The organism is Patescibacteria group bacterium (assembly GCA_041651155.1).
In the GTDB taxonomy this organism is placed as follows: domain Bacteria; phylum Patescibacteriota; class Patescibacteriia; order CAIXNZ01; family CAIXNZ01; genus JAPLYF01.
In genome coordinates this window covers 332208-348259 of the sequence record JBAZJU010000001.1, presented here as the reverse complement: position 1 = coordinate 348259, position 16052 = coordinate 332208, and the positions used below count along the sequence as shown (strand labels likewise).

Below are 16052 nucleotides of genomic sequence, written 5' to 3'. Positions count from 1 at the left end.
GAAATTCAACATGTGCAGGATCTTCTGAATGATCGCCCAAGAAAAACACTTGGTTTTTACAAACCTGATGAAATTTTCTCAAAATTACTTATTCATTAATTTTGCGCTAGAAGGTTGAATTCAGCAAATCCCAATTAAGGGATTTTTATAACTGAAGTTTGTTTATAATTTTTAAATTTTGTATTCCACTGTATCCCCTATTTTAACATTATTCTTATCAGCAAAACCGGCCGTAACCTCTAAAACATAATTAACTTCGCTGGGCGATGTAAATATTGCAGGATTATTAGTATCGGTGGGAGCAGGAGCATTTTTTGTAATATCAATAATTTTATTATCATCCAGCCAGATAATATCAATTGGTATTTTCATGCCATCCATCCAAAAAGTATTATAACGTTTGTCTTTAAAAGCAAAGAGCATGCCCTGATTATCATTTAACTTTGTTTTGCCTTTTAAACCCACTTCCTGCTGTTCCGGTGTTTTGGCAATCTCAACTGAGATAGCCTGCCCATTGATGATCACTTTGCCGTCAGCCATTGACTCGTAATTTGAATAAATAGAAAAAGGCTTAACAATAATGATGACAATTATAATAATAACAGCCAAGAAAATAGCGGCAAAAATGAGATTATTCGATTTTTTTGGAGGATTTAAAGTTTCCATATTTATATATTATAACCAAGCTTGCGCCTAAAATCAACATTACCACAATTAAGACAAAAAAAGCAATCAATTTGCCAAACGTTTGTAAGAATAAGGCAGCGCTGCCAAATAAGGCAGTTAAAATATACATAAAAATTACAGCCTGCCTTTGGCTAAGCCCAATATCCAGCAATCTAAAGTGCAAGTGCTTGCGGTCTGCCAGGCTCACTGCTTTTTTATTAAATATTCTTCGGCCAATTACCCAAATGACATCTAAAATCGGAATGCCCATTATTAATAAGGTCGTAGCCACTTTAGAACCGGAAATAATTGCCAGCACGCCAAGCATTAAGCCGGCAAACAAACTTCCGCCTTCGCCTAAAAAAATTTTAGCTGGCTGGAAATTAAAAATTAAAAAACCCAGAAAAGCTCCGGCTAAAATCAAAGCGATTAAGCCTGTATTATATTGAGCCACATCATTACTCACGGCAATGCCAAAGATAATCAAAGAACCAATAACTGTAATGCCGGAAACTAATCCATCAAGGCCGTCCAAAAGTTTGGTAGTATACATCATACCCAAAAGCCAAATTAAAGTAAAGAGATCAGCCAATAAGGTAATTTTATATGGCCAGCCCTGCCACCAAAACAAAATAAGATCCCAGTTCCTGAAGTTAATCGTACCGCCAAATGGATTTTTTATATAATTAATACTCAGGCCAAAAGCAATAATAACCAAAGCTGCCAGAATAGGAAAAATAAATTGGAATTTTGGCTTTAAATTATATTTATCATCCAAGGCTCCGCCAAAAATAATAATCACAGAAGCAATTATTATTCCCAAAATATGTTTGGGCATGATAAATCCCCAGATTACCAAATTAGTAAAAAAACTATAATAACTTAAAACTAGAATAAAACTTAAAAAAACCGCTACTCCGCCTAATAAAGGAATAGGCGTTTTATGGATTTTTCTGTCGCCATCTGGATAATCCATTATCTTTAATTTTAAAGCTATCTTTTTTACTGCAAAGGTGAAGATTATTGAGAGTAAAAAAGCGCTCAAGCCTGCAATTAAATAAGTCATAAAAAAATTAGAGCTTAATACTCTAATTTTCGCACATTTTTAATTAGAAATCAACGATTTTAAAATTACCAAAAACAATTATTAAGCTTGCAAAACTTGTAGTTTTTTTACTTGTAATTCTAATTCAGTGACCTTTTTGCGCAAATCTTCAATATCGCGATATGCGGCAGCAATATCCTCACTTTCAGCTTTTTCTAATCTATCCAATCTTAGCTTAATTTCTTTTAATTCAAACCTAATATCAACCAATTCCTGTTTAATTGGATCAAGTTCGCGTTTTAACTCTTCACTCACAACGCCTCTTACTATTGTTTCAATTTGTTTTAAATCTTCTTTTTCCAGCATATTTTTTGAATAAATCAATTATACCAAAAGGTTGCCAAATTAACAAATCCTTACAAAGCTCTGGCTTTTTCTACAGTAATTACTCCGCCCTTTCCTAAAATTGCCACATCACGGCGGCCGATTTTGCCAGTTAATAAATAATTTGCCAAAGCATTATCAACTTTTTCCTGAATTGCCCGGCGCAAAGGGCGGGCGCCAAATTGCGGATCAAAGCCGGTTTGCGCCAATTCATTAATCGCTTCTTCGCTCACCTGGAAATTTACGCCTTTGGCTTCTAAATTTTTAGCAACTGATTTCAACATCAAACGGGTAATCTGAACAACCTCTTCAAATCCTAAGGGTTTAAATATTATGATGTTATCAAAGCGGTTTAAAAATTCTGGCTTAAAATATTGTTTTAATTCTGTTTCTAAAAGCTGTTTTTTAATTTCTTCAATAGCTAAGCCTTCTTTAACTTTTTCCTGAATAAATTGAGTTTGGGCATTAGAAGTAGCAATTAAGATTATATTGGTAAAATCAACTGTTCTGCCTGTTGAATCAGTTAAACGGCCATCTTCCATAACCTGTAAAAATAAATTTAAAATATCAGGATGGGCTTTTTCTAATTCATCCAATAAAACCAAACTAAAGGGGTTTTTGCGCACCGCCTCAGTCAGCTGACCGCCCTCGCCTGCACCCGCATATCCGGGCGGTGCGCCGAGTAAACGGTTAATGCTGTCTTTTTCCTGATATTCGGACATATCCAGCCTAATCATATTATCTTCACTGCCATAATAAACTTCTGAAATAGCCTTGGCTAATTCTGTCTTACCTACGCCAGTTGGCCCTAAAAATAACAGATTGGCAATCGGCCTTTTAACATCGCGCAATTCAGCTCTGGCGCGCCTCAGGCTATTAGCCACGGCAGAAACTGCTTCAACCTGATCAATTATTCTCTGGTGTATTATATCTTCCAGATGCATTAATTTATCGCTTTCAGTTTCAGTCACCGCAGCCACCGGCATATTTATTTTTTCCGAAAGTAAAGTAGCTACGTCATTGCCTAAAATAACTGCCTCAGCGCCCTTGTGCTTTCTGGCCCAGACAGCAACTTCCTCTAATAAATTTATCGCCTTATAAGGTAAAAAATGGTCATGAATATATCTGTCAGTTAATTTCACGGCTTTTTCTAGGGCATCATAAGAAAAATACACATTATTTTTACTCTCCAGATAACTAACTTTGCCTTCCAATATCTGAATAGTGCCATTTAAATCTGGCTCAGTAATGTCAATTTTTTTCAAAATGCCGCCCAAACTGGTATTTTCAATATAATGGCTATAATTTTGCGGGGTGGAGGCTGAAATTAAAATAAATAAATTTTTGGACAAAGCTTCATTTAACACTTCTGCCAAGCCTAAGCCTTCACCTCCGCCCGCAGCAATACCGATTAAATCATGGATATTATCAATGTATAAAACCACATTACGCGCCCTAATTATTTCATTTAAACAAATTAAAAGCCTTTCCTGGGCTTCGGTTGCTGAGGCGCCGGAAATTAAACGAGAAATGCTTAAGCTAACCAATCTTTTATCCTGCAAAAATCCAGGCACATCATCAGCAATCATTTTTTGCGCAAAACCCTCAATAATAGCTGTCTTGCCAGTTCCTGGCTCCCCAACCAAAATCACGCCTTTATTAGAACTGCCTTCTAACACCCTGAAAATTTCCTCAAATTCCTTGTCTCTATCAATGCACAAATCTAAATAACCCATTTTAGCCAGCATTGTTAAATCTTCTGAATATTGATTTAAATAAGCAGTTTGTAAGGCTGTCATGGCCCGATCAATGCCTGTTTTTGATTTTAATTGAGAGCTTGCTCTATAGGTCTGCCATTGTTTATATAATAATTTCCTGATTCTAAACCAGATAATTACATTATTTACTTTTTCCAGAGTAATATCTAAATCATATAATACCTCCACAATCATTTTATCTGCCTTTATTGCTTCAAAAATAATATCCTCACCGCCAACTTCATTTAACTTATTTATATAGGCTAATCGATAAGCTTTTAATAAGATAACCACGGAATTTGAGGAAAAAACTGTTTGCCTGCTGCCAGGCTCGTAACTGCCTGCAATTCGGCCAATTTTTCCAGCCAAGTCATTCAGCTCAACACCTAAACGATTAAATATATTCTGCACCTTTTGTGAAATCAATAAGGCCGCGATTAAAAAATGCACTGGGGAAACTTCCTGGGCCTTATACTGCGAAGCCACCTCATAAGCCTTGTCTATTATTTTTAAAGCCTCGTTAGAAAAAGCCTTGGAAATTTCAATTTTTTGTCTAGCCGGATAATGCTTAACCATCTGCCAGTCCAATGGCGGAGGCGAAATTACTTCTGCCTCAGATTCTGATTTATATTTTCTGATTATCACCGGCTCCTTTTTATCCTTTGCCAGCGATGAAAAATAAATCAGGTACAAATCAGTTAAAACAGTAAACCAGAAAAATAATAAAGAATGATTAGAGCTGTTTAGCCAAAAATCTGGATTTAAAATCCCAATAAAATTAATGGAGTAAAGCGAATATACCAAGCCAGCCACACCCAAAACAGCGAGGCCTAGCAAAACCACATAAATCAGGCCGTCAACTGCTCTTTCAATTTTATAAAGCCTTAAATGCTGGCGATCAATTTTCCTGTTCCACATTAAAAGATAGCCGTCTAAATATCCGACGATTCCTTGCCCCAAGCAGACTTTGCATTTTTTATCATCAATAAAACCAAGGCCATTGCATTGGTTGCAGATTAAAAATTGCAAATTATCTTTTTCACTAGCCATTTTAAATATGAATTATAATTTGATAAATCACCAAGACTGGCAAAGCCAGCCAAAAAATTACAAATAAAAAAGCAATTAAAATAAAAATTAATAAAACAATAGATTTCCAAAAGATCTGGAATAAACGCAAACCAAAGCTGATCAAGCGGCCAGCAATATCTTTTTGGCCAAACATGGGCACAAAAAGATTTTTAATCCAAATCATTAAACCCAGCGTCTGTTCAAACCCTTTGACAAATTCCCCTGCGCCATTTATTACTTTTAATAAACCTTTGCTATACCACCAAATCGGAAAATATAAAATCTCCCTGATTCTATCAAGCAGAACCTGGCCTAATATTTTTGTAGTTGAATCATGATACATAACAAAAATCAACTAAATTATGATTTTAAAAAATTCCTGAAATTATTTGTATTATTCGTACTAATCCGTAGATTAGTATCCACCTTAATTTTAGCATATTTTTAGCCAAAATAAAAAGCCCCTATTTTTTAGAGGCTTTACATTTAGCGCAAGGTTCAAATTTTTCAGCTGCCGCAGTGCCAAAAAATTCAAACCAGAGACTGGGCGGGATCACAAAATATTCAATTTTATAGTGGTCATCTTTTTTCTGGCCTTTAGGCCTTTTCCATCGTATGTCATGTTCTTTTAATACCCACTCGTACAGATTAAAGCTTGTGGGAATCAGATCCTCTTGTTGGCGAGGTTTAGACTGATACTTGCCGCCTTTAATGCTTCCGTATGAGACATGCGGACATTTCATTAAGTATATTGTCGTGTGCGGTATTTTTGTATCAATTGATCTCACAACTGCAAAGCGGGCATGACAGCATTTACAGCACAGGCGCCAATATTTAATTATCTTGGACTGCTCGCCTTTGTCACAAATTGTAACGTTCAAGCCATACCTCCTTGGTGATGTTTGCCTCTAAATTAGCCCAAAAAATAATTTTTGTCAAATGAAAACCCGAGACTCCACTAGCGTCCAAGTAAAATTTAGTACAAATAGAAAAAACCTTTAAGTTTAGGTAAAATTAAGATGAGAGCCTAATTTTTAACTTAAAGGTCTTTCTATGAATTATTCTAACACAATTTTCAATCAGCTGTTAAGTTTTCTGCCCAAGCATCAATTTAATCAGTTTGTTGGACAGCATAACGGGGATAGGTATGTTAAAAAATTAAAAGCCTGGAATCAGCTGGTGCTTTTGCTCTACGCTCAAGCTACCGGCAAAGACAGCTTAAGGGAAATAGAAACAGGGTTTTCTCTGCATAATGAATCATGGTACCATCTTGGGATTAATACAGCTGCTCGCTCAAGCCTGTCATACGCCAATAATAACCGCAGTTATGAAATCTTTGAAAAATTATTCTATTCGCTTTTGGAGCGAAGCAAAAAAATAACGCCAAACAGGACTTTTAAATTCGCAAATCCTTTGTATTCCTTTGATTCTACGACCATTCAGCTGTGTTTAGGCATTTTTAATTGGGCGAAATTTAAAACAACTAAAGGCGCGTTAAAGCTCCATATGCTGCTGAATAACAGAACGACCATACCGGAAGTAGTAATTGCCACTGAAGGCAATATCAGCGATATTAAAGCTATTAAATCGGTTAATTTGGAAACACTGGAGAAAGAATCGATATTGGTCTTTGATCGGGCATATATTGATTATGGCTGGTGGAGCAAATTAGATCAAAATCATATTTATTTCGTCAGCAGGACAAAAATATCTCAAAATATCTTTGTTGTTGGACAGCATAATCCTAATGAATTAAAGGAAAGGGGTATTTTAGCCGATGAACTGGTCATCTTTGGCGCTTACTATGAAAAATATCAAAAAACATTAAGGCGGATTCGCTATTACAACGAAAATGACGGCAAAGAATATGTCTATTTAACCAACAATTTTGAATTGGCTGCGGGACAAATCGCCTTTATCTACAAAGATCGCTGGCAAATTGAGCTGTTTTTTAAATGGATCAAGCAAAATCTTAAACTAAAAACATTCTTAGGGACATCTAAGAATGCAGTTTTGACCCAAATTTGGGTCTCAATGATTTATTATTTGCTTCTGGCGTATATTAAATTTCAGACTAAATTCAAGCATTCTTTATTAGAATTAACCAGGATGATTGCTGAGACGCTGCTTTGCCGAAGAAATTTAATCGATTTATTGTCGCTGTGTATTAAAAATATCAACAAAATAAAGCTCATTGAAGAACCCCAATTAACTTTTTGGTAGTTTTCCTTGGACAGTAGTGCCGAGACTCAATTGTCCCGGGTTGTTGGTGTTGCTTCTGCGGGTTTCCTGATTATCACAAAAGTTGTGATCCCCATTGTCTGTTCGCATTTTTCATGCTTGAATTTCCAGACTTGCCAGCCAGCGTCTTGAACTGTTGTTTTAATTAATTCTCTTACCTTTCGAGGTAATTGTTTTGGTTTTACACTACCGACTGGAATACGAAGGACAGGATTATCATCGCCATGTTCTTTAATAAAATAGTGAATTCTTCCTCTAGTGTCTTGTCCGACTGGCATTGTTTTCCTCCTTTGTTAAGATTTTAAAAACAGCCAAAAGATTTAATTCTAATTGAAGATTAGCAAAAAAAAATTGCTTTGTCAACTTTAAAGCCCGAATTTTTATATCCGGGCTTAGATATCAGATTAATTTTTTCTAACTCATTTTGCTGCTAGCGATTTCCCTGGCAACACTTTCAGCAGCCTCTTCGCCTTTTTCTGTTAAAGAAACTTTGTTATCTTTAACCTTTATAAAGCCTGCTGCTGCCATCATTTCAGTTGCTGTTAAAGGTGTGTCAATTTCTTTTTCTTCAACTTCAATTTTACATTCAAATGCTTTTTTGTGAATTTCCCTCAGGAATTCATGGCCGCAAATAAGGGTTGAATGGTAAAGGCTTTCAGTACCAATAGATTCAAGCCTTTCTGCGATCAATGACCCGATAATCCTGGCAAATTTTATTGTCAGAGACTTATCTAGCAGCGTGTCTTTCAATTCCTGCCATTGTTTCTTATCAACTCGCACTTTGAATTCATTGAGCCACTCTTGGCCATTCAAATTCTTAGTTTGACTTAATAAGTCAACAAATTTTCCTAAAGTCATTTGCGACCTCCCTTTGCTAAATTTAATTTGATGTTAACGGACAAAAATTATTTTGTCAACTGTGCGAAAATGTTTTGGTCCTCTTGTTATAGGCGCGAATTCTAATTCGCGCCTGCATGATTCACTCTGTAATAAAACATTTTCGCCCACACTTTTATTTCATAATTCATATCTCATAATTCAGAATTCTCAATTCCCTCCCTAATTCTCCTCATCAATTCCAAATAAAATTCCAAATTATTTAAAGTTGCCAAACGCAAACCCAGGCCTTCATTGGTTTTAAACAAATGATGCAAATAGGCCTTGGAGTGATTTTTTAAAAGTTTAACTTTTGAGTCAGAATTTATAGGATTGAAATCCTCTTTATATTGCTCATTAGTTGCAGCCAAAGTTTTGTAAGCTAAATTATTAAAAAGCAAAATAGCGCCTTTTTCATCTTGAGTACAAAATTGATACAGGCGGCCATGGCGGGCTTCGCGGGTAGGAATGACGCAATCAAACATATCAATTCCCTGCCTAACTGCAAAAACAATTTCTTCAGGCTTGCCCAAACCCATTAAATAACGAGGTTTATCTGCTGGCATTTTAGATGTTATATATTCTAAAATTTCATACATCTTATCTCTAGGTTCGCCAACTGCCAAACCGCCCAGGGCATAGCCAGAAAAATCTAAAGAAGTAATCTGCTCTAAACTTTGATCTCTTAAATTCTTAAAAATTCCGCCCTGAATTATGCCAAAAAGTTGCTGGTCATTTTTATTTTGCATCCATTGATCATGACACTTTTTCGCCCAGTCAAAAGTTATATCACAAGCTTCTCTCACAGCTTCAAATTCTGCTTCACCTGGCGGACAAACATCCAAAGCCATCATTATATCAACTCCTAAATCCTGCTGGATCTGGATTGATTTTTCCGGACTTAAAAAATGCCTAGAGCCATCAAGATGAGATTGGAATTCCACGCCATTTTCTTTAATCTTTCTTATTTTAGACAAAGAAAAAATCTGATAACCGCCTGAATCTGTTAAAATCGGTTTTGGCCAATTTAAAAAATTATGCAGACCGCCATGGGCTTTGATTATTTTCTCGCCAGGCTGCAAGTATAAATGATAAGTATTAGCCAAAATAATTTCCGCGCCCAATTTTTCTAATTCATCAGTGGAAATATTTTTAACCGCTGCTTTGGTCGCAATGGGCATAAAAAACGGAGTCTGAATCTTACCATGTTTAGTCTTTAATTCGCCGAATCTGGCTTTAGATTTCTTTGAGACTTTAATTATTTTTAACATAAAATTCTTTACACTTTAAATAAAATCTGATAACTTTAGAACATTGTTCTTAACAAAAAAAGGAGGAAACGAAAAGATGGAAGCAATATATTTCCCGAGGTTAAAAAGGCATGATTATTTATTCTTACCGCTGATCAAGAAACTACCGCAAGCTATAACGCCAAATGTCGTTACATGTTCACGCCTAGTCTTGATCTTACCTCTAATCTTACTCATGTACGGACAAATTTTCAAGCCAGCAGGTTGTGTCTATATCTTTGCTGCGTTGCTAGATGCCCTGGATGGCTCAATTGCCAGATACAGGAATCAAGAAACCAAATTGGGAGCATTTCTAGATCCTTTAGCAGACAAAGCAGTAAATTTTGCTACCTTTTTGGGCTTTAATTTCTATATAAAATCAAGTTATTATTTTAGCTTGATTTTACCCATTATAATTATTGACCTAATGCTTTTTTTCATTGCTACGGTAAAATTCCTAATCAAGGTGGTTTTACCAGACAATCATTGGCTATGCCAAAGAATTGCCGTGGAAAAAATAGGCGCCAATAATTGGGGCAAAGCCAAAATGGTAACGCAAGTATCTGTGTTAGTGGCCTATTACTTTTTTGACCCGAATTCATCATTATGGATTCATGAAAAGTATAGCTTTTTGCCACACAATTTAACGCTGTTTCATCTTTCCAACCCCTTGCTTATAGCCTGCATCCTGCTCGGTTTAATGAGCTCATATGGCCATATAAAAGCATTTAGAATCATTAGGCCACAGGTAGCTTAAGCAAATCAAAAACAACGGCTTCACTTAGTCGTTGTTTTAATTTTGGGGAAAAATTTATTGCTAGCGATTCATGGCCACGGCAGTACCATCAGCTTGCAGATATTCAATTCTAGCCACTGAAACCATTTGTAAATTTTCAACTTCCTTGGCGATTCTGTCAGTTGAACGCAGTTCAGTTATGCCTAATTGCAAATCCTTATTTTCTTTTCTTAAATCAGCTACTTTATCTTCCAGCTCTTTAATTTTATAGCCTTTTGTCGCCAAACTATTAGTCTGCCATAGATAGCAAGCACAAGTAACTAAAATTAAGGCTGTGAGCATTATTAATGATTTTCTAGATCTAACTTGAGAATGCAAAATAAAATTTTTTAAATTTGTCTTCTCTTTAGCAAAATGCAATCTTTCGCTTTTAATTAAGCAGTTCATATTCTTAAATTATTTTCAGAGCGGCGCGCAGTTTTGCGCTTCTGCTCCGGTTATTTATTTTTATTTCTGCCAAAGTCGGCGTTATTATTTTTTTAGTTAAAATTTTTAATTGTGCTTGATGTCCGCACTGGCAAACAGGCAGTTTCGGCGGACAAATGCATTCTTTGGCTTCCCTCTTAAAGAATTCTTTGACAATTCTGTCTTCCAAAGAATGAAAAGATATTACTGCTAAGCGCCCGCCCTTTGATAAAGCATTCAAAGCATCCGGCAGGACTTTTTTCAAACCATTTAATTCATCATTTACCTCTATTCTTAAAGCCTGAAAAATTTTGGTGGCAATATGAATGTTTTTCGGTTTAGGCTTATTCGCATAAACCTTGGCAATAAGAGCAACCAGCTGATCTGTTTTGGTAATTTTATTCTGCTTGCGTGCTTTGACTATTTCTCTGGCAATTAGCATAGAATGGCGTTCTTCGCCATATTCTTTAAATATTCTAGCCAGCTCTGTTTCTTTATAACTATTTAAAATATCTGCTGCGGTCAGGCCGGTTTTACCAAAACGCATGTCTAGGTAAGCAGATCCTTTAAAAGAAAAACCCCTGCCTGAATCTTGTAGCTCATAACTGGATAAACCAAGATCAAGTAAAATGCCGCCAATCTGATTAAATCCTGCATCATATATTATTTGCTTTAGATTTTTATAATTATCATTGATGAAAGTAATTCTTGCTTGATATTCTTTTAAATTTTCGCGAGCCGCTCCCAAGGCTTCTTTATCCAGATCAATACCCAGCAGTTTGCCATTAGGCGCAGTCCTTTTTAATATCTCTTTGGCATGACCGCCGCCGCCCAATGTGCAGTCTATAAAATTTTCATTAGCTTTGGGATCTAAATATTCTAGAACTTCTTGGCTTAAAACTGGCACATGCTCAAATTTCATCAGCTAGAATTAATTCATTAATATTTTAATTTTTATTTTTGAGAATGGGGATAAATTCTTATCCCCGAAAGAATTTTAGGGAAGGTTATAATTAAAGCCGCATTGGCAAGGCAAACGTGTTTCTGGCTCTTCGTGCGAAGGCCATAAGATTTTCATCGGCAATTTCTTTTGCCTTTTCTGCCCGAGCGCGTAAAACGCGCAAGCGCTGTTCAAAATTAAGCGAATGTAATTCCTTTGGCGTCTTATAAATTATCCCTCCTAAATTCTCACCCTTTGGATTTAACATTGAATCACCTCCTGTTTTTTTCAAGTTTTTGCAGGAGAGAAATAGGATAAGCATGGCCATTTCTCTCCTGAATAAAACCCTACTTGTTTAACAGCCATATTTTACTTTGTAAGGTACAAAGACGAAAAAAATTTTTGACCCTCAAGTATTAACTGGAAAACAAGTGGTTTAAATAATATATATAGATTATTTAAACTTAAATTTAATTATTTTAAACGTCCAAACCTTCCAGCGCTTCAGCAATATCTGAACTTTCTTTTTCAATGCCCTTTTTATATTTATTCCAAGTATCCTCATCCCAGATTTCTAAGCGGTTATACAAACCAGCTAAAATTGCTTTCTTTTTAATGACTGCAAATTTTCTCAAATATTCAGGTAAAATAATTCTGCCTTGTTTGTCTAATTGCACATCCATGGCGCCTGCCAGCATCTGTCGGCTAAAAGCGCGGGTATTTGCTTTGCTGATTGGCAAGGCAGCTAATTTGGTGGCCAATTTTTCCCATTCTTCCGCTGTATATAAAAACAAACAATTATCTACTCCCTTAGTTACTACAGCTCCTTTGCCTAATTGCGCCCTAAATTTAGCTGGGATTGCCAGCCTGCCTTTTTCATCTAAATTATGTTGATATTCTCCAATAAACATAGGTATTTTTAATAACATTTGCTTAAATAAACTTATCCACAGTTTCCCTTACTTATCCCCACTTTTATCCACTTTCCTCCCTGATGTAATTATTATACCCCACCGCGCATTACCGGTCAACCACTTTATACACAGCCACTTTTTCTGCTTAAACTAAATAAAAAAAACTAGGCTGTGTATAGCCTAGTTCGTAAATTAATTATGTTTGTGGATTAATTAATCCAATCTTACTACTCATTTTCCGCTATAGCCCCCCATGGCGTATTAGTTGCGAACCGAAGAAGTAAATTATGATTTGCTTCTTCGGGAATTCTATATTTATTTAGCAATAGTTATATTCGGCTCCTGATTATAAAAAGGCTGGATATAGTTCCCTATTTTCATTTCTTTAAGACCTTTTTTTATTAATTGCATATCTGAAAGATTTTCTTTATTAGCAACACCAGCAATTGGAATTTTCAAAGCAAAAGCCAAAGTATTAGCGACTGCAGCTGCGATTCTCAGAGAAGTAAATGGTCCTGGACCTGAGACTGCAATAATCCCCTTTAATTGCCCGAGTCCTAACTTATTTTTCTTAAGCAGTTTATTTATTAATTTTAATAAATTTTCCGAGACCTTATAATTGCCTTTTAGACTTAATTTACTAATTATTCTATTATTCATCAATAAAAAAACATCTAACTCATTGGGCTTAGATGTATTAATAAATAAAAAATATTTTTGGTTTAACTTTTTATTTAACTTCATTTTCCGGTTCGTATTTATTAAAAATTTCATCAATCATTACTATTTTTTCAGCGTCTAAAATTGAATACAAAAAACGGTCAGCCACGCTGCGGCGATAATTAAATTCATCTTTGTCCAAAAGAGTATAATTGATTTCTCGGCGCAAATCTTTTTCAAAGCTTTTCATCACTTTGACAAAATTTTTCTTATTGAGATTACCAACAATTAAAATATCAATGGGAATATTTTTATCGCCAGTGAATGAACCGGTTAAAGCTAAATAGTAAACCTTGCCAGCTTTTTTTAAAGAGTTGGCAAATTTCTTTTCTAAAAGAAACTGGGATTTTTGGAAGATTGATTTTAATTCAGGGTATAAGACAAATTTAACATTTGATTGGTAAAATTTACGATTAGCATCTTCGCTTGTGTCTTCTGACAAAATTATGATTCCTAATTCTTCCAGGTTTTCTAATTCCCTTCTAATTGCATTTATCTGTGAATCCAATATTCTGGTTAATTCACGCACAAAATATTTTTCTTCTGGATTGCTTAAAAAAAGCTGCAAAAGCTTCATTCTTGTATGTGAACCAAATAGTTGTTCAAGCATAGATAAAGGTTAAATAGTAGATTAAAAACAAATAGACCCTACCCTTTTAAAATTTCCCTATCTTTAGTATAATACAGTTATAAAAATTAAGTCAATCTTTAACCGGCTATGGATACCATTATTAGTCAATTTGCCCACATTTTTATCCATTATTATTCAAATAAGGCTTCTTCGACTTGCAAGCTTTTTATTAGCGAACCTAATAAAAATCAGGAGGCGCAAATGGGCCGGATTTTTGGCATCCTGGAAATCAACACTCCTAGCCGGGAAAACAGCTTGATTCTGACCCAGATAATCAGCGACCTGGAAGAAATTTATTATAGCCAAATTGATAATAATCTTGGAATTGAGAAAGCTCTGGAAAATACTTTGGAACAAATTAACCAAAGATTTAGCCAGTTGCTTAAGGAAAAGAAATTTTATCTAGTTGGCAATCTAAATGAAATTACCATCAGGGAAAAAATCAACCTGGTAGTGGGAGTTTTATATGAAAGCAATCTTTTTATTTCCTATCTTAATAATATCGGCTTATATTTAATCCACAAGACTAAGCAAGATTATAAATTGATAGATATTAAAAAAATCTCTTCAGAAGAAAAAGACGCTCAAACGCAGGACAAATCGGCCAAGCTTTTTTCCAATCTAATTGCCGGGGAAGTCAGGCCAGGTGATTATTTATTTTTATGTAATATTAATTTATTGGATTATATTTCCCTGGAAAGGATTCAAAAGACCATCACTTCCCTGCCCATCCATAAGGCTGCTGAATATTTTAAAAATTCTCTCTTACAATTTGAGGGGCAAAATTTTGCCGCCATCATGATAAAAAATTCACTACTTGAAACAGAACCAAAAACCTCGCCTTCTTCCTTAATTTCCATTACTGAACTTAATTCAACTGAATCTTCCACAGAACGCCTGCTTGAACCTTCCTTTTGGTCTGGCTTTAAAATAATTCCTAATTTTTTTAATAATCTTTTAGGCAAAACCGAAGCCAAGAAAAATATTTCCTCAGATCCTGCTTCCCTGCCCCAAACTTCAAAAAAACTGACTGGCCAGCCTAAATTTTCTAAATTTTTATACGTAATTGCACTTCCTTTCAAAAAATTATTTAAATGGCTGGGAAACAAGATGCCGTCACTTAAAGATCGCCTAAATAATTTGAAAGTCTGGCTGCGCTTAAAAATTGCCTACCTGGGCAATAATTTAAAAAAAATTCCTAATTTAAGCAAGATCCTTTTATTTGTGGCAACTTTTCTGGTAATACTTTTTGTCTATAGCACAAGTTATTTTAAACAGCAGCAGGTCAGAGATGAACATTCGCAGGAATTTGATAAAATCGCAGCGCAAATTGATGAACAAAGAAATTTAGCTGAATCTGATTTAATTTATGGCAATGAAGATAAAGCACGCACAGAAATAGCCGAAGCACAAAAATTATTGACCAGTTTAATCATTGAGTCTCAGAAACAAAAAGATCAGCAGGCAGAATTGAATAAAAATATTGAAGTAGTCGTTGCCAAAATCAGAAAAATTACCACAATTGAGGATCCAGTTTTGATCGCAGATTTAGGCGCTCAACAGGAATCAAACATTAATGTCTCCAGCCTTATTTATCAAAATAATCAGCTTTTTGCCTTTGAATCGCTTAACAATTTTGCCTACCAAATAAATCTTGACACCAGGGAAATCAAAAAAAGTGATTCCAATTTATCAGATATTGGCCAGATTGTTAAAGCCAAAAATATTGATAATAAAATCTTGCTTTATCATGACAAGAATGGCTTTGTTCAATTTCAAGATGGCAAATATACGCCGTTTGCAGTTAGCCTTTCAGCTACCAGCAAATTAATTGATTTTGCGGATTATTCAGGCAAACTCTATATTGTTGATTCCAATTCAAATCAAATTTATCGTTTGCCAAAGACTGATACCGGTTATGGTCCGGGAACAGCCTGGTTAAAAAGCAGCTCTGATCTTAAAAATATTGTTTCTTTGGGCATTGATTCAAATATCTGGCTGCTTGATAAAACCGGCCCAATTTTAAAATTTAATAAAGGAAGTCTGCAAAATTTTACTCCGAAAAATCTAGAACCGTCTTTAGAAGCGCCAAGCCAAATTTTAACGAATGACGAAACCAATTACCTTTATATTTTGGAACCAAAAAATAAAAGGATTGTTGTCCTTGATAAAGCTGGCAATTTAATTACCCAGTATTACAGCCAAAGCTTTGAGAATTTAAAAGGCATTGAGATCTCAGAACAAGAGAAAAAAATGTTTGTTATTAATGATAATAAAATATATTTCTTTAATTTAACTCACATTAAATAAAACACTA

General features: G+C 35.1%; 18 protein-coding genes. 3 read left to right on the top strand and 15 right to left on the bottom strand.

Features of this window, described 5'->3' with window-relative positions; translation table 11 throughout:
- Nucleotides 1-171: 171 nt before the first annotated feature.
- The 6 genes from WC460_01930 to WC460_01905 form a co-directional block, all read right to left on the bottom strand.
- On the bottom strand, nt 172-666 hold the full coding sequence (locus WC460_01930) for a DUF192 domain-containing protein (GenBank protein MFA5188103.1): 495 nt from the start codon (nt 664-666) through the stop codon (nt 172-174).
- Nucleotides 632-1732 carry an MraY family glycosyltransferase gene (locus WC460_01925; protein ID MFA5188102.1) on the bottom strand — a complete coding sequence of 367 codons (1101 nt, stop codon included), beginning with the start codon at nt 1730-1732 and terminating at the stop codon, nt 632-634. The genes WC460_01930 and WC460_01925 overlap by 35 nt, the downstream gene beginning before the upstream one ends.
- 81 nt (nt 1733-1813) lie before the next feature.
- Entirely contained in the window at nt 1814-2077 is a 264-nt protein-coding gene (locus tag WC460_01920) for a hypothetical protein (protein ID MFA5188101.1), read from the bottom strand.
- Nucleotides 2078-2127: 50 nt separating this feature from the next.
- The gene (locus WC460_01915; protein MFA5188100.1) at nt 2128-4902 is read right to left on the bottom strand and encodes an AAA family ATPase; all 2775 of its coding nucleotides are present in this window, start codon (nt 4900-4902) and stop codon (nt 2128-2130) included.
- Nucleotide 4903: 1 nt separating this feature from the next.
- Nucleotides 4904-5266, bottom strand: a complete 363-nt coding sequence (locus WC460_01910) for a hypothetical protein (GenBank protein MFA5188099.1) — start codon at nt 5264-5266, stop codon at nt 4904-4906.
- 121 nt (nt 5267-5387) lie between these two features.
- A complete protein-coding gene (locus tag WC460_01905; GenBank protein MFA5188098.1) occupies nt 5388-5804 on the bottom strand; it encodes a hypothetical protein in 417 nt (138 codons plus the stop codon).
- 172 nt (nt 5805-5976) lie between these two features.
- Between WC460_01905 and WC460_01900 the strand changes: the two genes are divergently transcribed.
- On the top strand, nt 5977-7146 hold the full coding sequence (locus WC460_01900) for an IS4 family transposase (protein ID MFA5188097.1): 1170 nt from the start codon (nt 5977-5979) through the stop codon (nt 7144-7146).
- A 26-nt stretch (nt 7147-7172) separates the two neighbouring features.
- Here the strand turns inward: WC460_01900 and WC460_01895 are convergent, their stop codons facing one another.
- The 3 genes from WC460_01895 to tgt form a co-directional block, all read right to left on the bottom strand.
- Entirely contained in the window at nt 7173-7442 is a 270-nt protein-coding gene (locus WC460_01895; protein ID MFA5188096.1) for a hypothetical protein, read from the bottom strand.
- A 136-nt stretch (nt 7443-7578) separates the two neighbouring features.
- A complete protein-coding gene (locus tag WC460_01890) occupies nt 7579-8022 on the bottom strand; it encodes a hypothetical protein (protein MFA5188095.1) in 444 nt (147 codons plus the stop codon).
- A gap of 173 nt (nt 8023-8195) precedes the next feature.
- Nucleotides 8196-9311 carry a tRNA guanosine(34) transglycosylase Tgt gene (gene tgt, locus WC460_01885; protein ID MFA5188094.1) on the bottom strand — a complete coding sequence of 372 codons (1116 nt, stop codon included), beginning with the start codon at nt 9309-9311 and terminating at the stop codon, nt 8196-8198.
- 76 nt (nt 9312-9387) lie between these two features.
- Between tgt and WC460_01880 the strand changes: the two genes are divergently transcribed.
- Complete coding sequence (locus WC460_01880; protein MFA5188093.1) at nt 9388-10086, top strand: CDP-alcohol phosphatidyltransferase family protein; 699 nt, start codon at nt 9388-9390, stop codon at nt 10084-10086.
- Between the two features lie 60 nt (nt 10087-10146).
- Here the strand turns inward: WC460_01880 and WC460_01875 are convergent, their stop codons facing one another.
- The 6 genes from WC460_01875 to WC460_01850 all read right to left on the bottom strand — a co-directional run bounded on the left by WC460_01875 (nt 10147) and on the right by WC460_01850 (nt 13714).
- Nucleotides 10147-10512, bottom strand: coding sequence for a hypothetical protein (locus WC460_01875; GenBank protein MFA5188092.1), 366 nt, complete (start codon nt 10510-10512; stop codon nt 10147-10149).
- Nucleotides 10513-10516: 4 nt separating this feature from the next.
- Nucleotides 10517-11452: a 16S rRNA (cytosine(1402)-N(4))-methyltransferase RsmH gene (gene rsmH / locus WC460_01870; protein MFA5188091.1), complete on the bottom strand. Its 936-nt coding sequence runs from the start codon at nt 11450-11452 to the stop codon at nt 10517-10519.
- Nucleotides 11453-11543: 91 nt separating this feature from the next.
- On the bottom strand, nt 11544-11738 hold the full coding sequence (locus tag WC460_01865; protein MFA5188090.1) for a hypothetical protein: 195 nt from the start codon (nt 11736-11738) through the stop codon (nt 11544-11546).
- A gap of 211 nt (nt 11739-11949) precedes the next feature.
- On the bottom strand, nt 11950-12381 hold the full coding sequence (gene mraZ / locus WC460_01860; protein ID MFA5188089.1) for a division/cell wall cluster transcriptional repressor MraZ: 432 nt from the start codon (nt 12379-12381) through the stop codon (nt 11950-11952).
- A 318-nt stretch (nt 12382-12699) separates the two neighbouring features.
- A complete protein-coding gene (gene tsaB / locus WC460_01855) occupies nt 12700-13128 on the bottom strand; it encodes a tRNA (adenosine(37)-N6)-threonylcarbamoyltransferase complex dimerization subunit type 1 TsaB (protein ID MFA5188088.1) in 429 nt (142 codons plus the stop codon).
- Entirely contained in the window at nt 13115-13714 is a 600-nt protein-coding gene (locus WC460_01850) for a hypothetical protein (GenBank protein MFA5188087.1), read from the bottom strand. The genes tsaB and WC460_01850 overlap by 14 nt, the downstream gene beginning before the upstream one ends.
- 108 nt (nt 13715-13822) lie before the next feature.
- Here WC460_01850 and WC460_01845 point away from each other — a divergent pair, with 108 nt between their 5' ends.
- Complete coding sequence (locus tag WC460_01845) at nt 13823-16045, top strand: hypothetical protein (GenBank protein MFA5188086.1); 2223 nt, start codon at nt 13823-13825, stop codon at nt 16043-16045.
- Nucleotides 16046-16052 lie beyond the last annotated feature (7 nt).

Bases quoted from the DNA above. Each gene is read 5' to 3' on its own strand.
- tsaB (MFA5188088.1), bottom strand. From the start codon at position 13,128: ATGAAGTTAAATAAAAAGTTAAACCAAAAATATTTTTTATTTATTAAT.
- WC460_01875 (MFA5188092.1), bottom strand. From the start codon at position 10,512: ATGAACTGCTTAATTAAAAGCGAAAGATTGCATTTTGCTAAAGAGAAG.
- WC460_01925 (MFA5188102.1), bottom strand. From the start codon at position 1,732: ATGACTTATTTAATTGCAGGCTTGAGCGCTTTTTTACTCTCAATAATC.
- WC460_01880 (MFA5188093.1), top strand. From the start codon at position 9,388: ATGGAAGCAATATATTTCCCGAGGTTAAAAAGGCATGATTATTTATTC.
- WC460_01910 (MFA5188099.1), bottom strand. From the start codon at position 5,266: ATGTATCATGATTCAACTACAAAAATATTAGGCCAGGTTCTGCTTGAT.
- WC460_01845 (MFA5188086.1), top strand. From the start codon at position 13,823: ATGGATACCATTATTAGTCAATTTGCCCACATTTTTATCCATTATTAT.
- WC460_01865 (MFA5188090.1), bottom strand. From the start codon at position 11,738: ATGTTAAATCCAAAGGGTGAGAATTTAGGAGGGATAATTTATAAGACG.
- mraZ (MFA5188089.1), bottom strand. From the start codon at position 12,381: ATGTTTATTGGAGAATATCAACATAATTTAGATGAAAAAGGCAGGCTG.
- WC460_01915 (MFA5188100.1), bottom strand. From the start codon at position 4,902: ATGGCTAGTGAAAAAGATAATTTGCAATTTTTAATCTGCAACCAATGC.
- WC460_01930 (MFA5188103.1), bottom strand. From the start codon at position 666: ATGGAAACTTTAAATCCTCCAAAAAAATCGAATAATCTCATTTTTGCC.
- tgt (MFA5188094.1), bottom strand. From the start codon at position 9,311: ATGTTAAAAATAATTAAAGTCTCAAAGAAATCTAAAGCCAGATTCGGC.
- WC460_01890 (MFA5188095.1), bottom strand. From the start codon at position 8,022: ATGACTTTAGGAAAATTTGTTGACTTATTAAGTCAAACTAAGAATTTG.
- rsmH (MFA5188091.1), bottom strand. From the start codon at position 11,452: ATGAAATTTGAGCATGTGCCAGTTTTAAGCCAAGAAGTTCTAGAATAT.
- WC460_01900 (MFA5188097.1), top strand. From the start codon at position 5,977: ATGAATTATTCTAACACAATTTTCAATCAGCTGTTAAGTTTTCTGCCC.
- WC460_01895 (MFA5188096.1), bottom strand. From the start codon at position 7,442: ATGCCAGTCGGACAAGACACTAGAGGAAGAATTCACTATTTTATTAAA.
- WC460_01920 (MFA5188101.1), bottom strand. From the start codon at position 2,077: ATGCTGGAAAAAGAAGATTTAAAACAAATTGAAACAATAGTAAGAGGC.
- WC460_01850 (MFA5188087.1), bottom strand. From the start codon at position 13,714: ATGCTTGAACAACTATTTGGTTCACATACAAGAATGAAGCTTTTGCAG.